This is a genomic window from Erwinia pyri, from assembly GCF_030758455.1.
GTDB classification, from domain to species: domain Bacteria; phylum Pseudomonadota; class Gammaproteobacteria; order Enterobacterales; family Enterobacteriaceae; genus Erwinia; species Erwinia pyri.
This window is the reverse complement of the sequence record NZ_CP132353.1, coordinates 1,429,440-1,442,841: the sequence shown is the minus strand read 5'-3', so window position 1 is coordinate 1,442,841 and position 13,402 is coordinate 1,429,440. Positions and strand designations below refer to the sequence as shown.

Below are 13,402 nucleotides of genomic sequence, written 5' to 3'. Positions count from 1 at the left end.
TTCTCCGGTTCGGGCAGCGTCGGTTAACTGTATGAACAGACCCGGATAAACACAACGTCATTTTTCGTTCTGTAGTGTTTCAGAGATGGCAGCGACAGCCAGAGCCAGATTGCCAGAGATCGATCCGCCGTGGCCCGATGCTGTTGCGGGATGTCTGGTTTCTGGAAAAGTTAGCGCATTTTGATCGGAAAGTGATCCTGGAGCGCCGCATGCACGCTAAAGGCTCGGGCGCTTGCTGAGCTGAAGTAAAAACGGGAAATTAGCTTCATAATGCAGGCTGCCGCTGAGCTGAAGCGGCAATACCTGAAGGCGGCTTAATGCCGTCTTTTTTCCTGTTCAGCCACCCAGTTAATTAATGCCTGACGGGAGATTTTGATACCGCCGCTCTGCAGATCGGGCAAAGTGTACCAGCGTTGAGGGCGCTGAAAGCCTGTCAGCCGGGTCGCGGCCCATTCCGCCAGAGCCGGGAGCGTCAGAGCCCCACGCGTTGTCACCAGCGCAACCGGCCGGTGCCCATATTCCACATCCTCCAGCGGGACAATAAAAGCCTGTGTTACCGCAGGATGCTGTAGCAGAACGGATTCCACAAACTCTGGCTGTACCCCCTCACCTGCTGAGAAAAACTGGTTATCCAGGCGGCCGTGCAGTACCAGCTCACCCTCTTTGATCTCGCCGCTGTCCCTGGTGGCAAACCAGCCCTGCGCATCGCTTAACGCCGTCAGATTGCCATGCTGCCAGTAGCCGCAGGCCAGCGCGGGGGAACGCAGCTGAACCTCACCTGCCACTACCTGTATGCTGTGCCCCGGCAGCACCCGCCCCACTCCCGGAAGCCCGTCAGCACGCTTAGCGGCCACGGTAGAGGCCGTTTCCGTCATGCCGTAACCGCACCAGCAGGCGATCCCGCGAACCTCAGCCTGCTGCGTTAACGCTGTCGGAATTGCCGCTCCCCCCAGCAGGACGCTATGCAGCGTGGCGGGCAGCGATGGACGTTGCAGCAGACGCCATAACTGTGCGGGAACCAGCGAGGCGAAGGTGCAGGTTTCCAGTGCCTGATGCAGGGGCCTCTGCCCCACTATCCCCAGCCCGGCACCACTCAGCAACCAGCGCCAGACGATCCCCTGCCCGGAGACATGGTATAGCGGAAGCGAAAGCAGCCAGCTCTCCGCGGAGGTGAAATTCAGCGCGCTTATCACGCCTGCGGCGCTGGCAAGATGTGCGCTGAAAGTATGGGCAGCGGCTTTCGGCAGGCCGCTGGAACCAGAGGTCAGCGTAAGCGTGGCAATCTGGCGCGCATCCCAGCTATAGCTGGCGCGAAATGTGAGCGAACGGAAGGTCAGCGCTGTCAGCGACGGCAAGGGTTCGCCCTCCAGCGCCAGAGCAAACTCACAGTTCAGCGCGGGCAGCAGCGCCGTGAGTTGTCCTGCCGGGAGTTGAGGGTTGAGCGGTAAAACGCGCGCCCCACATTGTAACAGGGCAAGATAGGCCAGCAGCGCCTGCTGGCTGCTCCTTGCCTTCAGCGCCACGCCACACCCCAGATAAACGCCCTGCCGCATAAATCCCGCTGCCAGCTCTTCAACCTGCCCAGCCAGCTCAGCCCAGCTCAGCACCCCCTGCTCATTGCGCAGGGCAACCTGCTGAGGCTGGCGCTCTGCCCAGTAGCGCCAGGGCCACTCCGTTATCGCTGTCATAAAAATCCCACCCAGCGTGCTGGAAGCAGCAGGCCCGGGCGCTGCGTCACTGTCGCCATATGCATTCCAGGTGGTCGGGTGCCAGCACGGGAAGCGGGCAATCTGGCCAGCCGCGCACCAGCTGATGCTGCATCATCTCAAGCGTATCCAGCCCTGGCGTCACCTCCGGCGTGAGCCAGTGCGCAATCCGCGCCAGCTGTGACAACCCGAGGCTCGACTCCAGCGACGAGCTGATCACCGCTTGCAGCCCTGCTTCATGCGCCTGAGCGATCAGCTGACACACTCTGGCCAGGCTCCCGGTCAGCGTCGGCTTGATGATAATAGCCCTGACGCCCGCTTCGGCCACCGGCCTGAACCCCGTCTCCCTGCTACTCTCATCCCAACCCAGCGCAATCCCTGTTTCTGCTGAGAAACGCAGAGAGTCCTCCCGGCTGCGGCAAGGCTCCTCAAGGAAAGCGATGCGGGGAAGCAGATCGACAGCAACAAAACGGGCAAAATTCAGCGCCTTCTCCAGCGTCCAGCTGCGGTTGGCGTCCAGCCGCAGAGTTAAAGTGGGCAGCGCTTCCAGCAGCAGATTGACCATCACGCCATCCCGCACCGGCTCATACAGGCCAACCTTGAGTTTCGCCAGCGGGTTATCCTGCTGTTGCAGGCGCAGGAGCAGTTCATCGGGATCGCCCGTGCAAAGTATCGCGCTGCGGTAATTGCCCTCTGCTGGCAACGTGGCTGAAAGCTCTGCCAGCGCGCAGCTCAGGCCAAAGGCTACCGAGGGCAGAAGACTCTCAACCGGCTGTCCGCCTGCGCACCAGGACGCCAGCCAGGTCACCGTTTCCCGCCGGGCTTCTGCCACTGTTTCCTGACTGAAACCGGGCAGCGGTGCAATTTCCCCCCACCCTTCCCGGGCTCCGCAGCTCAGCCTGACCAACAGGCCGCTACGGGTTTTAAGCCGCCTGTCACGTAAAACCACACCTGCTTCAAGGGGGATTTCCCAGGCAAATACCTCTGCGCCGCGCATCAGGGATTCCGCTTGAATTTGCTGAAGTCTGGCGGGCGCTTCTGGTTAAACGCGTTGCGGCCTTCCTGCCCCTCTTCGGTCATATAGAACAGCATCGTGGCGTTGCCCGCCAGCTCCTGTAGCCCTGCCTGACCGTCACAGTCCGCGTTCAGCGCCGCCTTCAGGCAGCGAAGCGCCATCGGGCTGTTCTGCAACATCTCACGGCACCAGCGCACCGTTTCGCGCTCCAGCTCAGCCAGCGGCACCACCGCGTTGACCAGCCCCATCTCCAGCGCCTGCGGGGCGCTATACATCCGGCATAAAAACCAGATCTCCCGGGCCTTTTTCTGCCCGACAATGCGCGCCATATAGGCCGCACCCCATCCACCGTCAAAGGATCCCACTTTCGGGCCTGTCTGACCAAACTGCGCATTATCAGCAGCAATGGTCAAGTCACACAGCATATGCAGCACATGGCCACCGCCCACGGCGTAGCCCGCTACCATCGCCACCACCGGTTTCGGGCAGGTGCGGATCTGCCGCTGAAAATCCAGCACGTTCAGGTGATGGACGCCCGAGTCATCCTGATAACCGCCGTAGTCGCCCCGCACCTTCTGGTCGCCGCCTGCACAAAAGGCCTCATTGCCCTTCCCGGTTAAAATAATCACCCCAATCTGCTCATCAAGACGGGCATCCTGCAGCGCAATCAGCATCTCTTTCACCGTCTGCGGCCGGAAAGCGTTGCGCACCTCAGGCCGGTTAATGGTGATTTTTGCGATGCCGTCTGCGGATTTATGGTAGTGAATATCGCTGAAAACCTGGCCGGGATCCTGCCATTCAATGGGGGCGAAGAGCAGCTGTTGATCGGGATAAATCATCGGGATTCCTCAGAAGTAAGCCGCTGCGCCAGTTGGTGGGCAAAAGCGGAGGGATTGGCGCGGTGGGCGTTATGGCCTGCGCCGGGTATCAGCTCGCAGGGGAGCGAAGCCCGGGCCGCCAGCTGTTGAAATTTGCGGTCCTGCTCACCGCAAAAGTAGTGAAACGGCACCGTCAGTTGGTGCAGTTCAGGGACCAGGTAAGGCTGCTTTGCCAGAGAGGTTGCTAACAGCATTGCGGCTACCGCTGCAGGATGATTATGCAGGCGCCTTTGGATAAGCGCGGCGCGCTGATGCGTGGTGAGGCTGGCGAAGACCGGCTGCTGATACCAGGCCTCAAGCGTCTGGAGCAGAGGCTGCTCGCAAAAGCGCCTGGCCCAGCGGCTGTCCTGTTCAAGCCTGAGCGCTCTCTGTTCAGGGCAGTCAAGACCGGGGTGGCTGCCTTCAACTACCACCCCGGCAAGCCCCGCCCCTGCATGACGGCAGGCGTGGTAGATCGCCAGGCGTCCGCCAAGCGAATAGCCAATCAGCCAGTAGCGCTGGATGCGATGATACTGGAGCGTATTGCTTAGCGCGGACGAGAGCTCCCCGAAGCCGGTTGTAAGCTGCGCCTGAGAGCCGCCGTGCCCCGGCAAATTGATGCTCAGCTGTGGCCTTTTGCCCATCAGGGATTGCACCTGCCGCCACTCTTCAGCATCGCCAAGCAGCCCATGCAGCCAGACCAGCACCGGCCCGGCTCCGCTATCTCTGCCCTGCCAATGCGCGTGCAGAATCATTTCCGTTCCGCCTTCCCGGCTGCTGCCGGGGGCCCGGTCACGTCAGCAGGCTTTCTCTGCGGTTCATCAGACGGCGCCTCACCCTGCCAGCCCTGCGCCAGGCTCCGGGCGCCCTCGCCCTCTGCTACCTGCAACTCGATCAGTGTTGCGCCACCCTGCCACCCCTGCGTCAGTGCATTATCCAGCGACTGCCACTCATCAGGCCGGTAATAATCCAGCCCAAAGAGCTGTGCCGCGGCGGAAAAATCGGCCTGCTGCGGCATGGAAAAGTAGCGTTCCCGCTCCGTTTCCGGGGTGGGTAACATTGAAAAAATCTGGCCGCCGTGGTTATTGACCACGATCAGCACTATCGGGCCGGGACATTGCCGCAGCAGCGCCAGGCTGTTGAGATCGTAAAGCGCAGATATATCACCTACGATCGCCAGTAAAGGTCTGTTGCCGCCGCGCTGCACGCCCGCTGCGGTTGCGATCAGTCCATCAATACCGCTGGCGCCCCGGTTGGCAAACACCGGATAGCCTGCGGGAAGCTGAGCATAAGTCTCCACCAGCCGGATAGTGAGGCTGTTACCGAGAAACAGTACGCCCCCTTCGGGAAGCAAAGAGGGCAAGCGCTGCGCCAGGCCGACTTCGCTTAGCGCAGGCTGGCAAGGTGCTGCGCACTCCGCCGCCAGCGAACGCAGTTCAGAACACCACTCAGGCCGATCCAGCGCAGGATGCGCCGCCAGCCAGGGCAAGATCTCAGCCTGGATACGGTGAGCGCGAAGATGCGCGGGATCCCGTCTGCCCGGCATCGCCTCCACCAGCCAGTACTCATCCGGCTGACAGTGCGACAGCCAGTTCAGGATCGCTTTCCCGACCAGATGGCTGCCAAACTGCACCACAATTTCCGCTGCGGAGAGCCATTTAACCGCCCGGGAGTCGGAGAGCCATCGTGAGGCGTAAGGCAGCGGCTGGCCGGTTTGCGACTGTACGTCGGCAAGCAACGGCCAGCCCAGACGGCTTGCCCACGCGGCCACCGCCACCCCCTCTTCCGCCCGCATTTTTCCGGCAATCACCACGCCGCGCTTTTGCCGCCAGCCCGGCCAGGCGCTGTTGACCGGCGTTTGCGTTGCGGAAGTGTGTTCAAGCCACGGCCGCTCCTCCTGCCACCATTTCCCCAGTTCGTCGTGCCAGCTCTTATATGCAGCAGGATCGCCGCCATATAGCGGTTCGGCAAAGGGACAATTGATTTGCACTGCACCAGATCTCTGCTGGCTTAGCAGTGAATCAATGGCTGAGACCAGCCAGCGGGCAGGAATATCAGCAGTCGGGCGCGGGAGATTAAGCGTAGCGGCATGGCTGGCAAATAGTCCCACCTGCTCAATGGCCTGATTGGCTCCGCAGTCGATCAATTCTGGCGGGCGGTCTGCGCTGAGTACAATCAGCCGCTCGCCGGTGAGCCGGGCTTCAATGACCGCGGGATAGAGATTGGCAACGGCCGTGCCAGAGGTGACGATAATGGCCACCGGCTCTGCGGTAGATTTTGCCAGCCCCAGCGCCAGATGGCCCAGCCCGCGTTCGTCGAAGTGGGTATGGCAAACCAGCCGGGCATGACCGGCAGCGGCAAGCGTTAGCGGCGCAGAGCGCGAACCCGGAGCGATACAAACATGGCGCACCTGATGACGCGTCACTGCTTCAAGTATCACCTCCGCCCAGCGGCGGTTAAAGGTACTGTGTGACATAGCCCACTCCTGATCAAAGCAGGCACCAGTATAAAAGAGCTGCAAACAGCTCAATTTGATTTGAGGCAGGATCCGTTTGCAATTTCCACTCCGGCAAGGCCTGCCAGCCCGGAAACTTTCTGGTTGATCTCCTGCCACTCCAGGTGTGCTTCAGAACCGGCGACAATTCCTGCTCCCGCATAGAAACGCACGCTGTTCTCCTCCACCCAGGCGGAGCGTAAAGCCACCGAGAATTCACTTTCTCCGGCTGACAGCCAGCCCACAGAACCGGCATACCAGTTACGGGGAAAAGGTTCATGGTGATGAATGAAGCGTAAAGCTGCCTGGCGGGGAAGCCCGGCGACCGCTGCGGTGGGCTGCAGCCGTTGCAGGATCTGCTCATCATCCGGCTGGTGCAACCTGGCCTGGATTTCACGACGAAGATGCTGAACCTTACGCAGACGGACAATTTGCGCAGGAGCAACATCCAGCCCCTGGGTCACCGGGTGCAATCGCTGGCAGATATCCTCCACAACGAGGCCATTCTCACGTCTGTTTTTCTCATCGGCAAGCAGCGCTTCGGCCCACTCACGCGCCTGTAGCGCATCCTCGCTGTTTTCGCAGGTTCCGGCCAGCGCCTCTGTTCTCAGCGCCAGCCCCTGACGGTGATAAAGCCGCTCCGGACTGGAGCCAAGAAACGCCTGACGGGGACTCAGCGCTAACAGAAAGTGATAACAGTGATGGTTGACCTCACGGCTGGCTGCAAGCAGAGAAGCGGCGGAAAGGGGCTGTGGGAAGCTGACGTCGGTGGCGCGGGCCAGCACCACTTTTTCCAGCTCGCCTGCGCTGATAGCCTGTAGCGCAAGCGCCACGCTGTTATGCCAGCCTTGCTGGTCAGGAGAATGGTGGCAGGCAGAGGGGCAAGCGGGCAGCGCTGGCAGCGGCACGGCGGGCTGAAGGATGGAGAGCATATGCAGTGTCGCCTGCGCCTGCTGATAGAGATCGCCCACGAGGAACAGGTTCAGCCTGCCTCTGCGCCACAGCAGGCGGGGTAAAAACAGGCAGCATCGTTGCAGGGCAAATTCATTGACGCCAACCAGACACCCTTCCGCGGGCAGGGTTTTAAGCAGCCGGGCAGCCTGAGCCAGCGTCTCAGCGCGCACCACCTCGCCAAGAGCAATCAGCGTTTCGTCGCCTTCTCTGGCCTGCCAGTAAAATTGTGGCCAGACGCGCTGAGCAGCCAGCCAGGCTAACCCTTCGGGAAAGGCTACTGCGGAAGCAGAGAAATGCAGGAAACCCTGCTGATGTGGGGAGACGGCCTGAAGCTGCCTTTGCAGCTGGAGCAGAGCGGAAGAGAGCGGCATTGCGGCGTCCGGAGAGATCAGAGTTTTTCCAGTTTACCGGGGGAGCAGACGCGCTGTTTTGATCTGGGCTAACTCGCCCACAAGCACAACGGGCGCCCCGAAGGACGCCCGTTGCTGTTAGCTGGAGCCTTAACGGCGCGCCAGCAACAGTCCCACGACCAGCCCCAGAGTGGCGCCAACGCCAATTCCCTGCCACGGCTTTTCGTGTACGTATTCATCGGCCCGGTAAGCAACTTGTTTCGCACGAACATAATAAGTGTCGGTCGCGTTGCTGACGCGAGACTTCACGTCGTTCAACGAGGCTTCTGCTTTGGCTTTCAGGTCGAGATATTTTTGATCTGCCGGATCGCCGGAGGATTTCAGAACATCTTCCAGTGTTTTCGTCAGCAGCGCCAGGTCGTCGTCCAGGCGGTTCTCTTCAGGTGCATTTGTTGTAGCCATAACATCTCCTTGTGCGAATAAAATTCTCCCTTAACTATAGACACTATTTGCCAGCCTGCCCGCGAACCTCTCCAGGAATTGCCTGATAATGCAGCCATTAACCCTTAAAACAAAAAAAACCGGTCACGGCGACCGGCGACCGTGAAGCGGTCTTTGAAAAAAGATGCCCGGGGAAACAGGGAGTGGCGTTAGGCTATTTCGCAAACATCCGGCTGATATCCTTAAAGGCCTTAAACTCCAGCGCGTTGCCACAGGGATCGAAGAAAAACATCGTTGCCTGTTCGCCCACCTGCCCTTTAAAGCGGATATAGGGCTCAATCTCAAATTTGACCTGGAAATCACGCAGGCGCGCCGCCAGTTGCTCCCACTCTTCCCAGTTCAGCACCAGCCCGAAATGGGGAACGGGGACGCCGTGGCCATCAACATGGTTAGTATGTACGGCATCCTGGGCGGCGGTTTTTGGCGCCTGATGGATCACCAGCTGATGACCATAAAAGTCGAAATCTACCCACTGCTCACTGGAGCGGCCTTCCGGAAGATTAAATACGGTGCCGTAGAAATGGCGCGCAGCGGCGAGGTCATGCACGGGTATTGCCAGATGAAACGGACTAAGGGCCATTGGGTGCTCCGGTAGCGGATAAAGAGTGTGGTGTTGCTCTATTCTTATCGATAATATTTTTTATGAAAAGCGAATATCTTTACAATGAATCAACAATTTTTTTACGGGATCGGTCGCCATGCTGCGTGAAATCAGAACCTTTATTGCCGTCAGCCAGTTTGGCACTTTTGCCGCCGCCGGGCAGCAGACTGGCCTGACCCAGTCTGCCGTTAGCGCACAGATGCGAACGCTGGAGAACGCGCTCGGCATCAGGCTGTTTGACCGCTCGGGCCGCGCCGTGGCGCTGAACGCCGAGGGCGCCCGTATCCTGCCGATGGCGGAGGAGATGCTGGCGCTTTTTGCACGCATGGCGCAGCCAGAGAATCTGGTGGACTATCGTGGAGCGATAAAGATAGGGGCCATCTCCTCGGTACAAACCGGCTTACTGCCTGCTGTGCTGGTTAGCGTGCATCAGCAGGCGCCAGCACTGGAAACCAAGCTCATTCCCGGCGTCTCCTCTAACCTGCTGACGCAGGTGGATGCCGGAAATATCGATTTAGCGGTGATCATCAAACCCAGTTTCGCTCTGACGAAAGATCTCTATGCCGAGACGCTGCAGAAAGAGCCTTACGTGCTGATTACGCCGCCAGACGTGAACGGCGATAATGCGGTAGAGCTGATCCGCCAGCTTCCCTTTATTCGTTATGACCGCTCGTCATTTGGCGGCAGAATGGTCAGCCAGTTTCTGCGTGAGCAGCGGCTGGATCCGCGGCTGGCGCTGGAGATTGATGAAATTGATGCCATCGTTAAAATGGTCGAGATGCGCCTTGGCGTTGCCCTTGTGCCGTTAGCGGGCCTCTGGCGGGACCGTCCGGCTGACGTACGCATCATCCCGCTGGCCGGGCTGACTTTTTATCGCGAACTGATAGTGGTGATGCGGCATGCAAACCGCCAGGCCCCTTTGCATAAGTTTATTACCGACAGGCTCCGTCATCACGCCGCTCCCTCCCCTCACCTGCCAGCAGCGGAGTGAAATGGCTGCGGTTTCAGAGGAATACACTGCTTTTGTTGGATTTATCTGATAAATTTTTGCTGAACTGAATTTTCACACCCACAAGCTGTCGTAACTCCCTGTGACCTGTGTCACATCCGGGTAAAGCAGAGTGTAATTACACGATAGTCTCTACGAACTCCGTTCAGCAAAGGGAATGACTTCTGGCATGAATCGAAGAATGTTTATGAAAGCGTCAATGGCTTTCGCTACGGTAAGCGGGATGTCCGGTTTATCAACGCTGTTTGCACAGGCAGCCTGGGCTGATACCGATATCGCCGACGGCTCTGCTAAGCGTTTTGATTTTAACGTACTGAAGCAGATGGCGGCCGACTTAGCCAAAAAACCTTACGGTGGCGCGCCAGCTCCGCTGCCAGAAACTTTGGCCACCCTGACGCCGCAGGCGTATAACGAAATTCAGTACGACGCCAGTCACTCACTCTGGAACGCTATTCCTGACCGTGAGCTTGACGTGCAGTTCTTCCACGTCGGCATGGGCTTCAAGCGTCGTCTGCGCATGTTCTCCGTGGATGCCTCAAGCCGCGAAGCGCGTGAAATTCACTTCCGTCCCGAGTTGTTTAACTATCACAACGCCAACGTGGACACCAAACAGCTGGAAGGCAAAACGGATTTAGGCTTTGCGGGTTTCCGCGCCTTTAAAAAGCCTGAACTGGCCAGCCGGGATATCGTCTCTTTCCTCGGCGCAAGCTACTTCCGCGCGGTGGATGAAACCTATCAATACGGCCTCTCTGCACGCGGCGTGGCTATCGATACCTTCAGTAACGGCAAAGAAGAGTTCCCGGACTTTACCGCCTTCTGGTTCGAAACGCCCAAGGCTGATGACACCACCTTTACCGTTTATACGCTGCTGGATGGCGCAAGCTGCACGGGTGCCTTCAAATTCATCATTCATTGTGAAGATAAGCGCGTGGTGATGGAGGTGGAAAACCATCTGTATGCCCGCAAAGATATCGATCAGCTCGGCATCGCGCCGATGACTACCATGTTCAGCTGCGGCAACAATGAACGCCGCATGTGCGACACCATCCACCCGCAAATTCACGACTCCGATCGTCTGGCGATGTGGACCGGGGTGGGCGAATGGATCTGCCGTCCGCTGAACAATCCTCAGCGTCTGACCTACAACGCCTACCAGGATGAGAATCCTCGCGGTTTCGGCATGCTACAGCTGAACCATGACTTCCAGGATTATCAGGATGTGATTGGCTGGTATAACAAGCGTCCAAGCTTGTGGGTGGAACCCGTTGGCAAATGGGGTAAAGGTGCCATCAATCTGATGGAGATCCCAACCACCGGTGAAACGCTGGATAATATTGTCTGCTTCTGGCGTCCGGCAGAGGCGATCAAAGCAGGTAGCGAGCACAGCTTCAGCTACAAACTCTACTGGAGCGGCTTGCCACCGGTTCGCAGCGGCTTATCCCGCGTGAATGCCACCCGTACCGGCATGGGCGGCTTCCCGGAAGGCTGGGCGCCGGGTGAACACTATCCCGATGTCTGGGCGCGCCGTTTTGCGGTGGACTTTGTGGGCGGCGATCTGAAAGCCGCCGCGCCGAAAGGCATTGAGCCGGTGATCACTACCACCTCCGGCACCATCAAACAGGTTGAGATCCTCTACGTAGAGCCGATTGATGGCTACCGTATCCTGTTTGACTGGTATCCAAATAGCGACTCGACCGAGCCCGTCAATCTGCGTCTGTTCCTGCGCACCAGGGATGAAACGCTGAGCGAAACGTGGCTCTATCAGTACTTCCCGCCGCCGCCAGACAAACGTAAATACGTTGATGACCGGCAGATGACCGCCGGGTAAATCACAACATAAAGGCCGCATGAGCGGCCTTTTTTATGGCAAAAATTTTCAGAGACTGGCTGGCTGTTAGCGCAAAACGATGCGGCATACCTTTATTTTTCCATATCAACATGGGGAATATTATCCTCAAGGTAGATGTCGCTGGTTACCCTGAAGCCAAAGCGATCGTAGAATTCCTGAAGATGAGCCTGCGCGGAAAGGAAAATTTTGTGCTGCGGCCAGTAGTGTTCACAGCAGGCGATCGCCTGTTCCATCAGCCGGTTTCCCAGGCTTAATCCTCGCGCTTCGCTTGCAACAATCACCCGGCCAATCTTCACCGGTTTCTCCGCCGATTCCGGCGCAAGTATCCGCGCATAGGCCAACAGCTGATGATCAAAAATTGCCAGCAGATGACGGTTTTCACCCAGCAGATCGGCCCCATCCAGATCCTGATATGGGCAATTTTGCTCGACAATAAATACCGCATTGCGCAAGGCCATAATCTGATAAAGCTGCGCGACGCTGAGGTCACTGTGATGCAGATCCTGCCAGTACACTTCCATTTACGTTGCTCCGCTGGTCGCTGTTTATTTAAGCCAAAAAAAACGGGCTCCAGTGAGCCCGTTTCTCACATACTCTGTAGCTTACATCAGCGGCTGAGCCATCTGCACCAGTGAAATCAGCGGCTGAGGATAGATACCCAGCAGCAGCACCAGAATTGCGGAGATCAGCACTACCACACCGCCTGCGGTGAATGCCCAGTTGGCTGGCGTATCACGTTGCAGCAGCTCTGGCGGGTTCAGGTAGAGACTCACCGTCACGCGCAGATAGTAATAGAGGCCAATCGCACTGCCGACTACCACAGCACCGGTCAGCCACCACAACTGCGCACCCACACCGACGGCAATCACGTAGAACTTACCAATAAAGCCCAGCGTCATGGGAATACCGGCCAGCGACAGCATCATCACCGTCATAACAGCTGACAGGATAGGACGGTGCCAGAAGAGGCCACGGTAGGAGTAGAGCGAATCTGCATCCGGACCGCGATACGGACTGGACATCAGGCTGACCACGCCGAACGCACCGAGGCTGCTGAACAGGTAACCCGCCAGATAGACGCCCACGGTTTCCAGCGACAGCTGATGCGTCTGGATAGCAATCAGCGCTACCAGCAGATACCCCAGGTGAGCAATGGAAGAGTAGCCCAGCAGACGCTTGATGTTGCTCTGCGAGATAGCCATCAGGTTACCGAACAGAATAGAAGCAACGGCGATGATTGCCAGCACCAGGCGTACCGCTTCGCTGTCTGCTACCGGTGCATACAGGAACAGACGCATCACCACGCCGAAGATAGCGATCTTGCTGGCGGTCGCCAGGAAGGTCGATACCGGCGCTGGCGCACCCTGATAGACATCCGGCGTCCAGAGGTGGAAAGGCACCAGCGACAGCTTGAAGCCCAGACCCACAATCATCATACCTAGACCGGCCAGCAGCAGCGGTTGATGGATAAGCCCATCATTCAGGCTCTTGCCCAGCGCCACAAAGCTCAGGTTACCGGAATCTGCATAGACCATCGCCATCCCGAACAGCAGGAAAGAGGAGGCCACCGCAGACATAATGGTGTATTTGATGGCTGCTTCCAGCGAACGCTTTTGCTGGAAGGCGTAGCCTACCAGGCCAAACAGCGGCAGGGAGATCAGCTCAATACCGATAAACAGCGAAGCCAGATGGTTGGCGCTGGCCAGCACAATGCCGCCCATTGCGGCAATCAGCACCAGCAGGTAGAACTCTTCACGGTTATCGGGATAGCCCGCCAGCCAGGGATAGGCAAACGTACAGGTGGCGAGACTGGCAAGGATCACCAGCCCGGTATAGAGCATAGAGTACCCGTCTACCCGCAGCAGCGGCGTGACGTCCATCGGGCCAGCCTGGCCGACAAAGAACAGCGAAACCAGCGCAATGTTCAGGCCAATCACCGCCAGCGTGGCATTGACGAAGTGGTTGCGTCGCCACGCAATGGACAGCATCACAACTACCACCGTCAATCCGACGATCAGCAGCGGCAGAAGCGCGATCAATTGTTGAGGAGTTATTGTCATGGCGAA

The 13,402-nt window shown here is 58.4% G+C and carries 12 protein-coding genes and 1 pseudogene; 3 read left to right on the top strand and 10 right to left on the bottom strand.

The features are described 5' to 3' along the window. Nucleotides 1-74: 74 nt before the first annotated feature. Nucleotides 75-233, top strand: a pseudogene (locus Q3V30_RS06810) (catalase); the annotation flags it as partial. Between the two features lie 81 nt (nucleotides 234-314). Here the strand turns inward: Q3V30_RS06810 and menE are convergent. The 8 genes from menE to Q3V30_RS06770 all read right to left on the bottom strand — a co-directional run bounded on the left by menE (nucleotide 315) and on the right by Q3V30_RS06770 (nucleotide 8,457). Then, a complete protein-coding gene (gene menE / locus Q3V30_RS06805) occupies nucleotides 315-1,688 on the bottom strand; it encodes an o-succinylbenzoate--CoA ligase (protein WP_306211626.1) in 1,374 nt (457 codons plus the stop codon). Nucleotides 1,689-1,734: 46 nt separating this feature from the next. Further along, on the bottom strand, nucleotides 1,735-2,703 hold the full coding sequence (gene menC, locus Q3V30_RS06800) for an o-succinylbenzoate synthase (protein ID WP_306211624.1): 969 nt from the start codon (nucleotides 2,701-2,703) through the stop codon (nucleotides 1,735-1,737). After that, nucleotides 2,703-3,560 (bottom strand): 1,4-dihydroxy-2-naphthoyl-CoA synthase, encoded by an 858-nt coding sequence (menB, locus tag Q3V30_RS06795; RefSeq protein ID WP_306211622.1) that lies wholly within the window; start codon nucleotides 3,558-3,560, stop codon nucleotides 2,703-2,705. The genes menC and menB overlap by 1 nt, the downstream gene beginning before the upstream one ends. Beyond that, nucleotides 3,557-4,333, bottom strand: a complete 777-nt coding sequence (gene menH, locus Q3V30_RS06790; RefSeq protein ID WP_306211620.1) for a 2-succinyl-6-hydroxy-2,4-cyclohexadiene-1-carboxylate synthase — start codon at nucleotides 4,331-4,333, stop codon at nucleotides 3,557-3,559. The genes menB and menH overlap by 4 nt, the downstream gene beginning before the upstream one ends. After that, nucleotides 4,330-6,054, bottom strand: a complete 1,725-nt coding sequence (gene menD, locus Q3V30_RS06785; RefSeq protein WP_306211619.1) for a 2-succinyl-5-enolpyruvyl-6-hydroxy-3-cyclohexene-1-carboxylic-acid synthase — start codon at nucleotides 6,052-6,054, stop codon at nucleotides 4,330-4,332. The genes menH and menD overlap by 4 nt, the downstream gene beginning before the upstream one ends. A gap of 50 nt (nucleotides 6,055-6,104) precedes the next feature. Further along, nucleotides 6,105-7,397 (bottom strand): isochorismate synthase, encoded by a 1,293-nt coding sequence (locus tag Q3V30_RS06780; RefSeq protein ID WP_306211617.1) that lies wholly within the window; start codon nucleotides 7,395-7,397, stop codon nucleotides 6,105-6,107. A gap of 129 nt (nucleotides 7,398-7,526) precedes the next feature. Then, nucleotides 7,527-7,838 (bottom strand): stress response protein ElaB, encoded by a 312-nt coding sequence (gene elaB / locus Q3V30_RS06775; protein WP_306211615.1) that lies wholly within the window; start codon nucleotides 7,836-7,838, stop codon nucleotides 7,527-7,529. A 193-nt stretch (nucleotides 7,839-8,031) separates the two neighbouring features. Further along, complete coding sequence (locus tag Q3V30_RS06770) at nucleotides 8,032-8,457, bottom strand: VOC family protein (protein ID WP_306211612.1); 426 nt, start codon at nucleotides 8,455-8,457, stop codon at nucleotides 8,032-8,034. A gap of 118 nt (nucleotides 8,458-8,575) precedes the next feature. Here Q3V30_RS06770 and Q3V30_RS06765 point away from each other — a divergent pair, with 118 nt between their 5' ends. Both Q3V30_RS06765 and Q3V30_RS06760 read left to right on the top strand, forming a co-directional pair. Then, nucleotides 8,576-9,469: a LysR family transcriptional regulator gene (locus tag Q3V30_RS06765; RefSeq protein ID WP_306211610.1), complete on the top strand. Its 894-nt coding sequence runs from the start codon at nucleotides 8,576-8,578 to the stop codon at nucleotides 9,467-9,469. A 187-nt stretch (nucleotides 9,470-9,656) separates the two neighbouring features. Next, nucleotides 9,657-11,315 carry a glucan biosynthesis protein D gene (locus Q3V30_RS06760; protein WP_306211608.1) on the top strand — a complete coding sequence of 553 codons (1,659 nt, stop codon included), beginning with the start codon at nucleotides 9,657-9,659 and terminating at the stop codon, nucleotides 11,313-11,315. A gap of 92 nt (nucleotides 11,316-11,407) precedes the next feature. Here the strand turns inward: Q3V30_RS06760 and Q3V30_RS06755 are convergent, their stop codons facing one another. Further along, the gene (locus Q3V30_RS06755) at nucleotides 11,408-11,857 is read right to left on the bottom strand and encodes a GNAT family N-acetyltransferase (RefSeq protein ID WP_306211606.1); all 450 of its coding nucleotides are present in this window, start codon (nucleotides 11,855-11,857) and stop codon (nucleotides 11,408-11,410) included. 81 nt (nucleotides 11,858-11,938) lie between these two features. Next, a complete protein-coding gene (gene nuoN / locus Q3V30_RS06750) occupies nucleotides 11,939-13,396 on the bottom strand; it encodes an NADH-quinone oxidoreductase subunit NuoN (RefSeq protein WP_306211604.1) in 1,458 nt (485 codons plus the stop codon). Between the last annotated feature and the right edge of the window lie 6 nt (nucleotides 13,397-13,402).

Coding starts and splice junctions, on each gene's coding strand:
- menE (WP_306211626.1), bottom strand. CDS start 1,688: ATGACAGCGATAACGGAGTGGCCCTGGCGCTACTGGGCAGAGCGCCAG.
- menC (WP_306211624.1), bottom strand. CDS start 2,703: ATGCGCGGCGCAGAGGTATTTGCCTGGGAAATCCCCCTTGAAGCAGGT.
- menB (WP_306211622.1), bottom strand. CDS start 3,560: ATGATTTATCCCGATCAACAGCTGCTCTTCGCCCCCATTGAATGGCAG.
- menH (WP_306211620.1), bottom strand. CDS start 4,333: ATGATTCTGCACGCGCATTGGCAGGGCAGAGATAGCGGAGCCGGGCCG.
- menD (WP_306211619.1), bottom strand. CDS start 6,054: ATGTCACACAGTACCTTTAACCGCCGCTGGGCGGAGGTGATACTTGAA.
- Q3V30_RS06780 (WP_306211617.1), bottom strand. CDS start 7,397: ATGCCGCTCTCTTCCGCTCTGCTCCAGCTGCAAAGGCAGCTTCAGGCC.
- elaB (WP_306211615.1), bottom strand. CDS start 7,838: ATGGCTACAACAAATGCACCTGAAGAGAACCGCCTGGACGACGACCTG.
- Q3V30_RS06770 (WP_306211612.1), bottom strand. CDS start 8,457: ATGGCCCTTAGTCCGTTTCATCTGGCAATACCCGTGCATGACCTCGCC.
- Q3V30_RS06765 (WP_306211610.1), top strand. CDS start 8,576: ATGCTGCGTGAAATCAGAACCTTTATTGCCGTCAGCCAGTTTGGCACT.
- Q3V30_RS06760 (WP_306211608.1), top strand. CDS start 9,657: ATGAATCGAAGAATGTTTATGAAAGCGTCAATGGCTTTCGCTACGGTA.
- Q3V30_RS06755 (WP_306211606.1), bottom strand. CDS start 11,857: ATGGAAGTGTACTGGCAGGATCTGCATCACAGTGACCTCAGCGTCGCG.
- nuoN (WP_306211604.1), bottom strand. CDS start 13,396: ATGACAATAACTCCTCAACAATTGATCGCGCTTCTGCCGCTGCTGATC.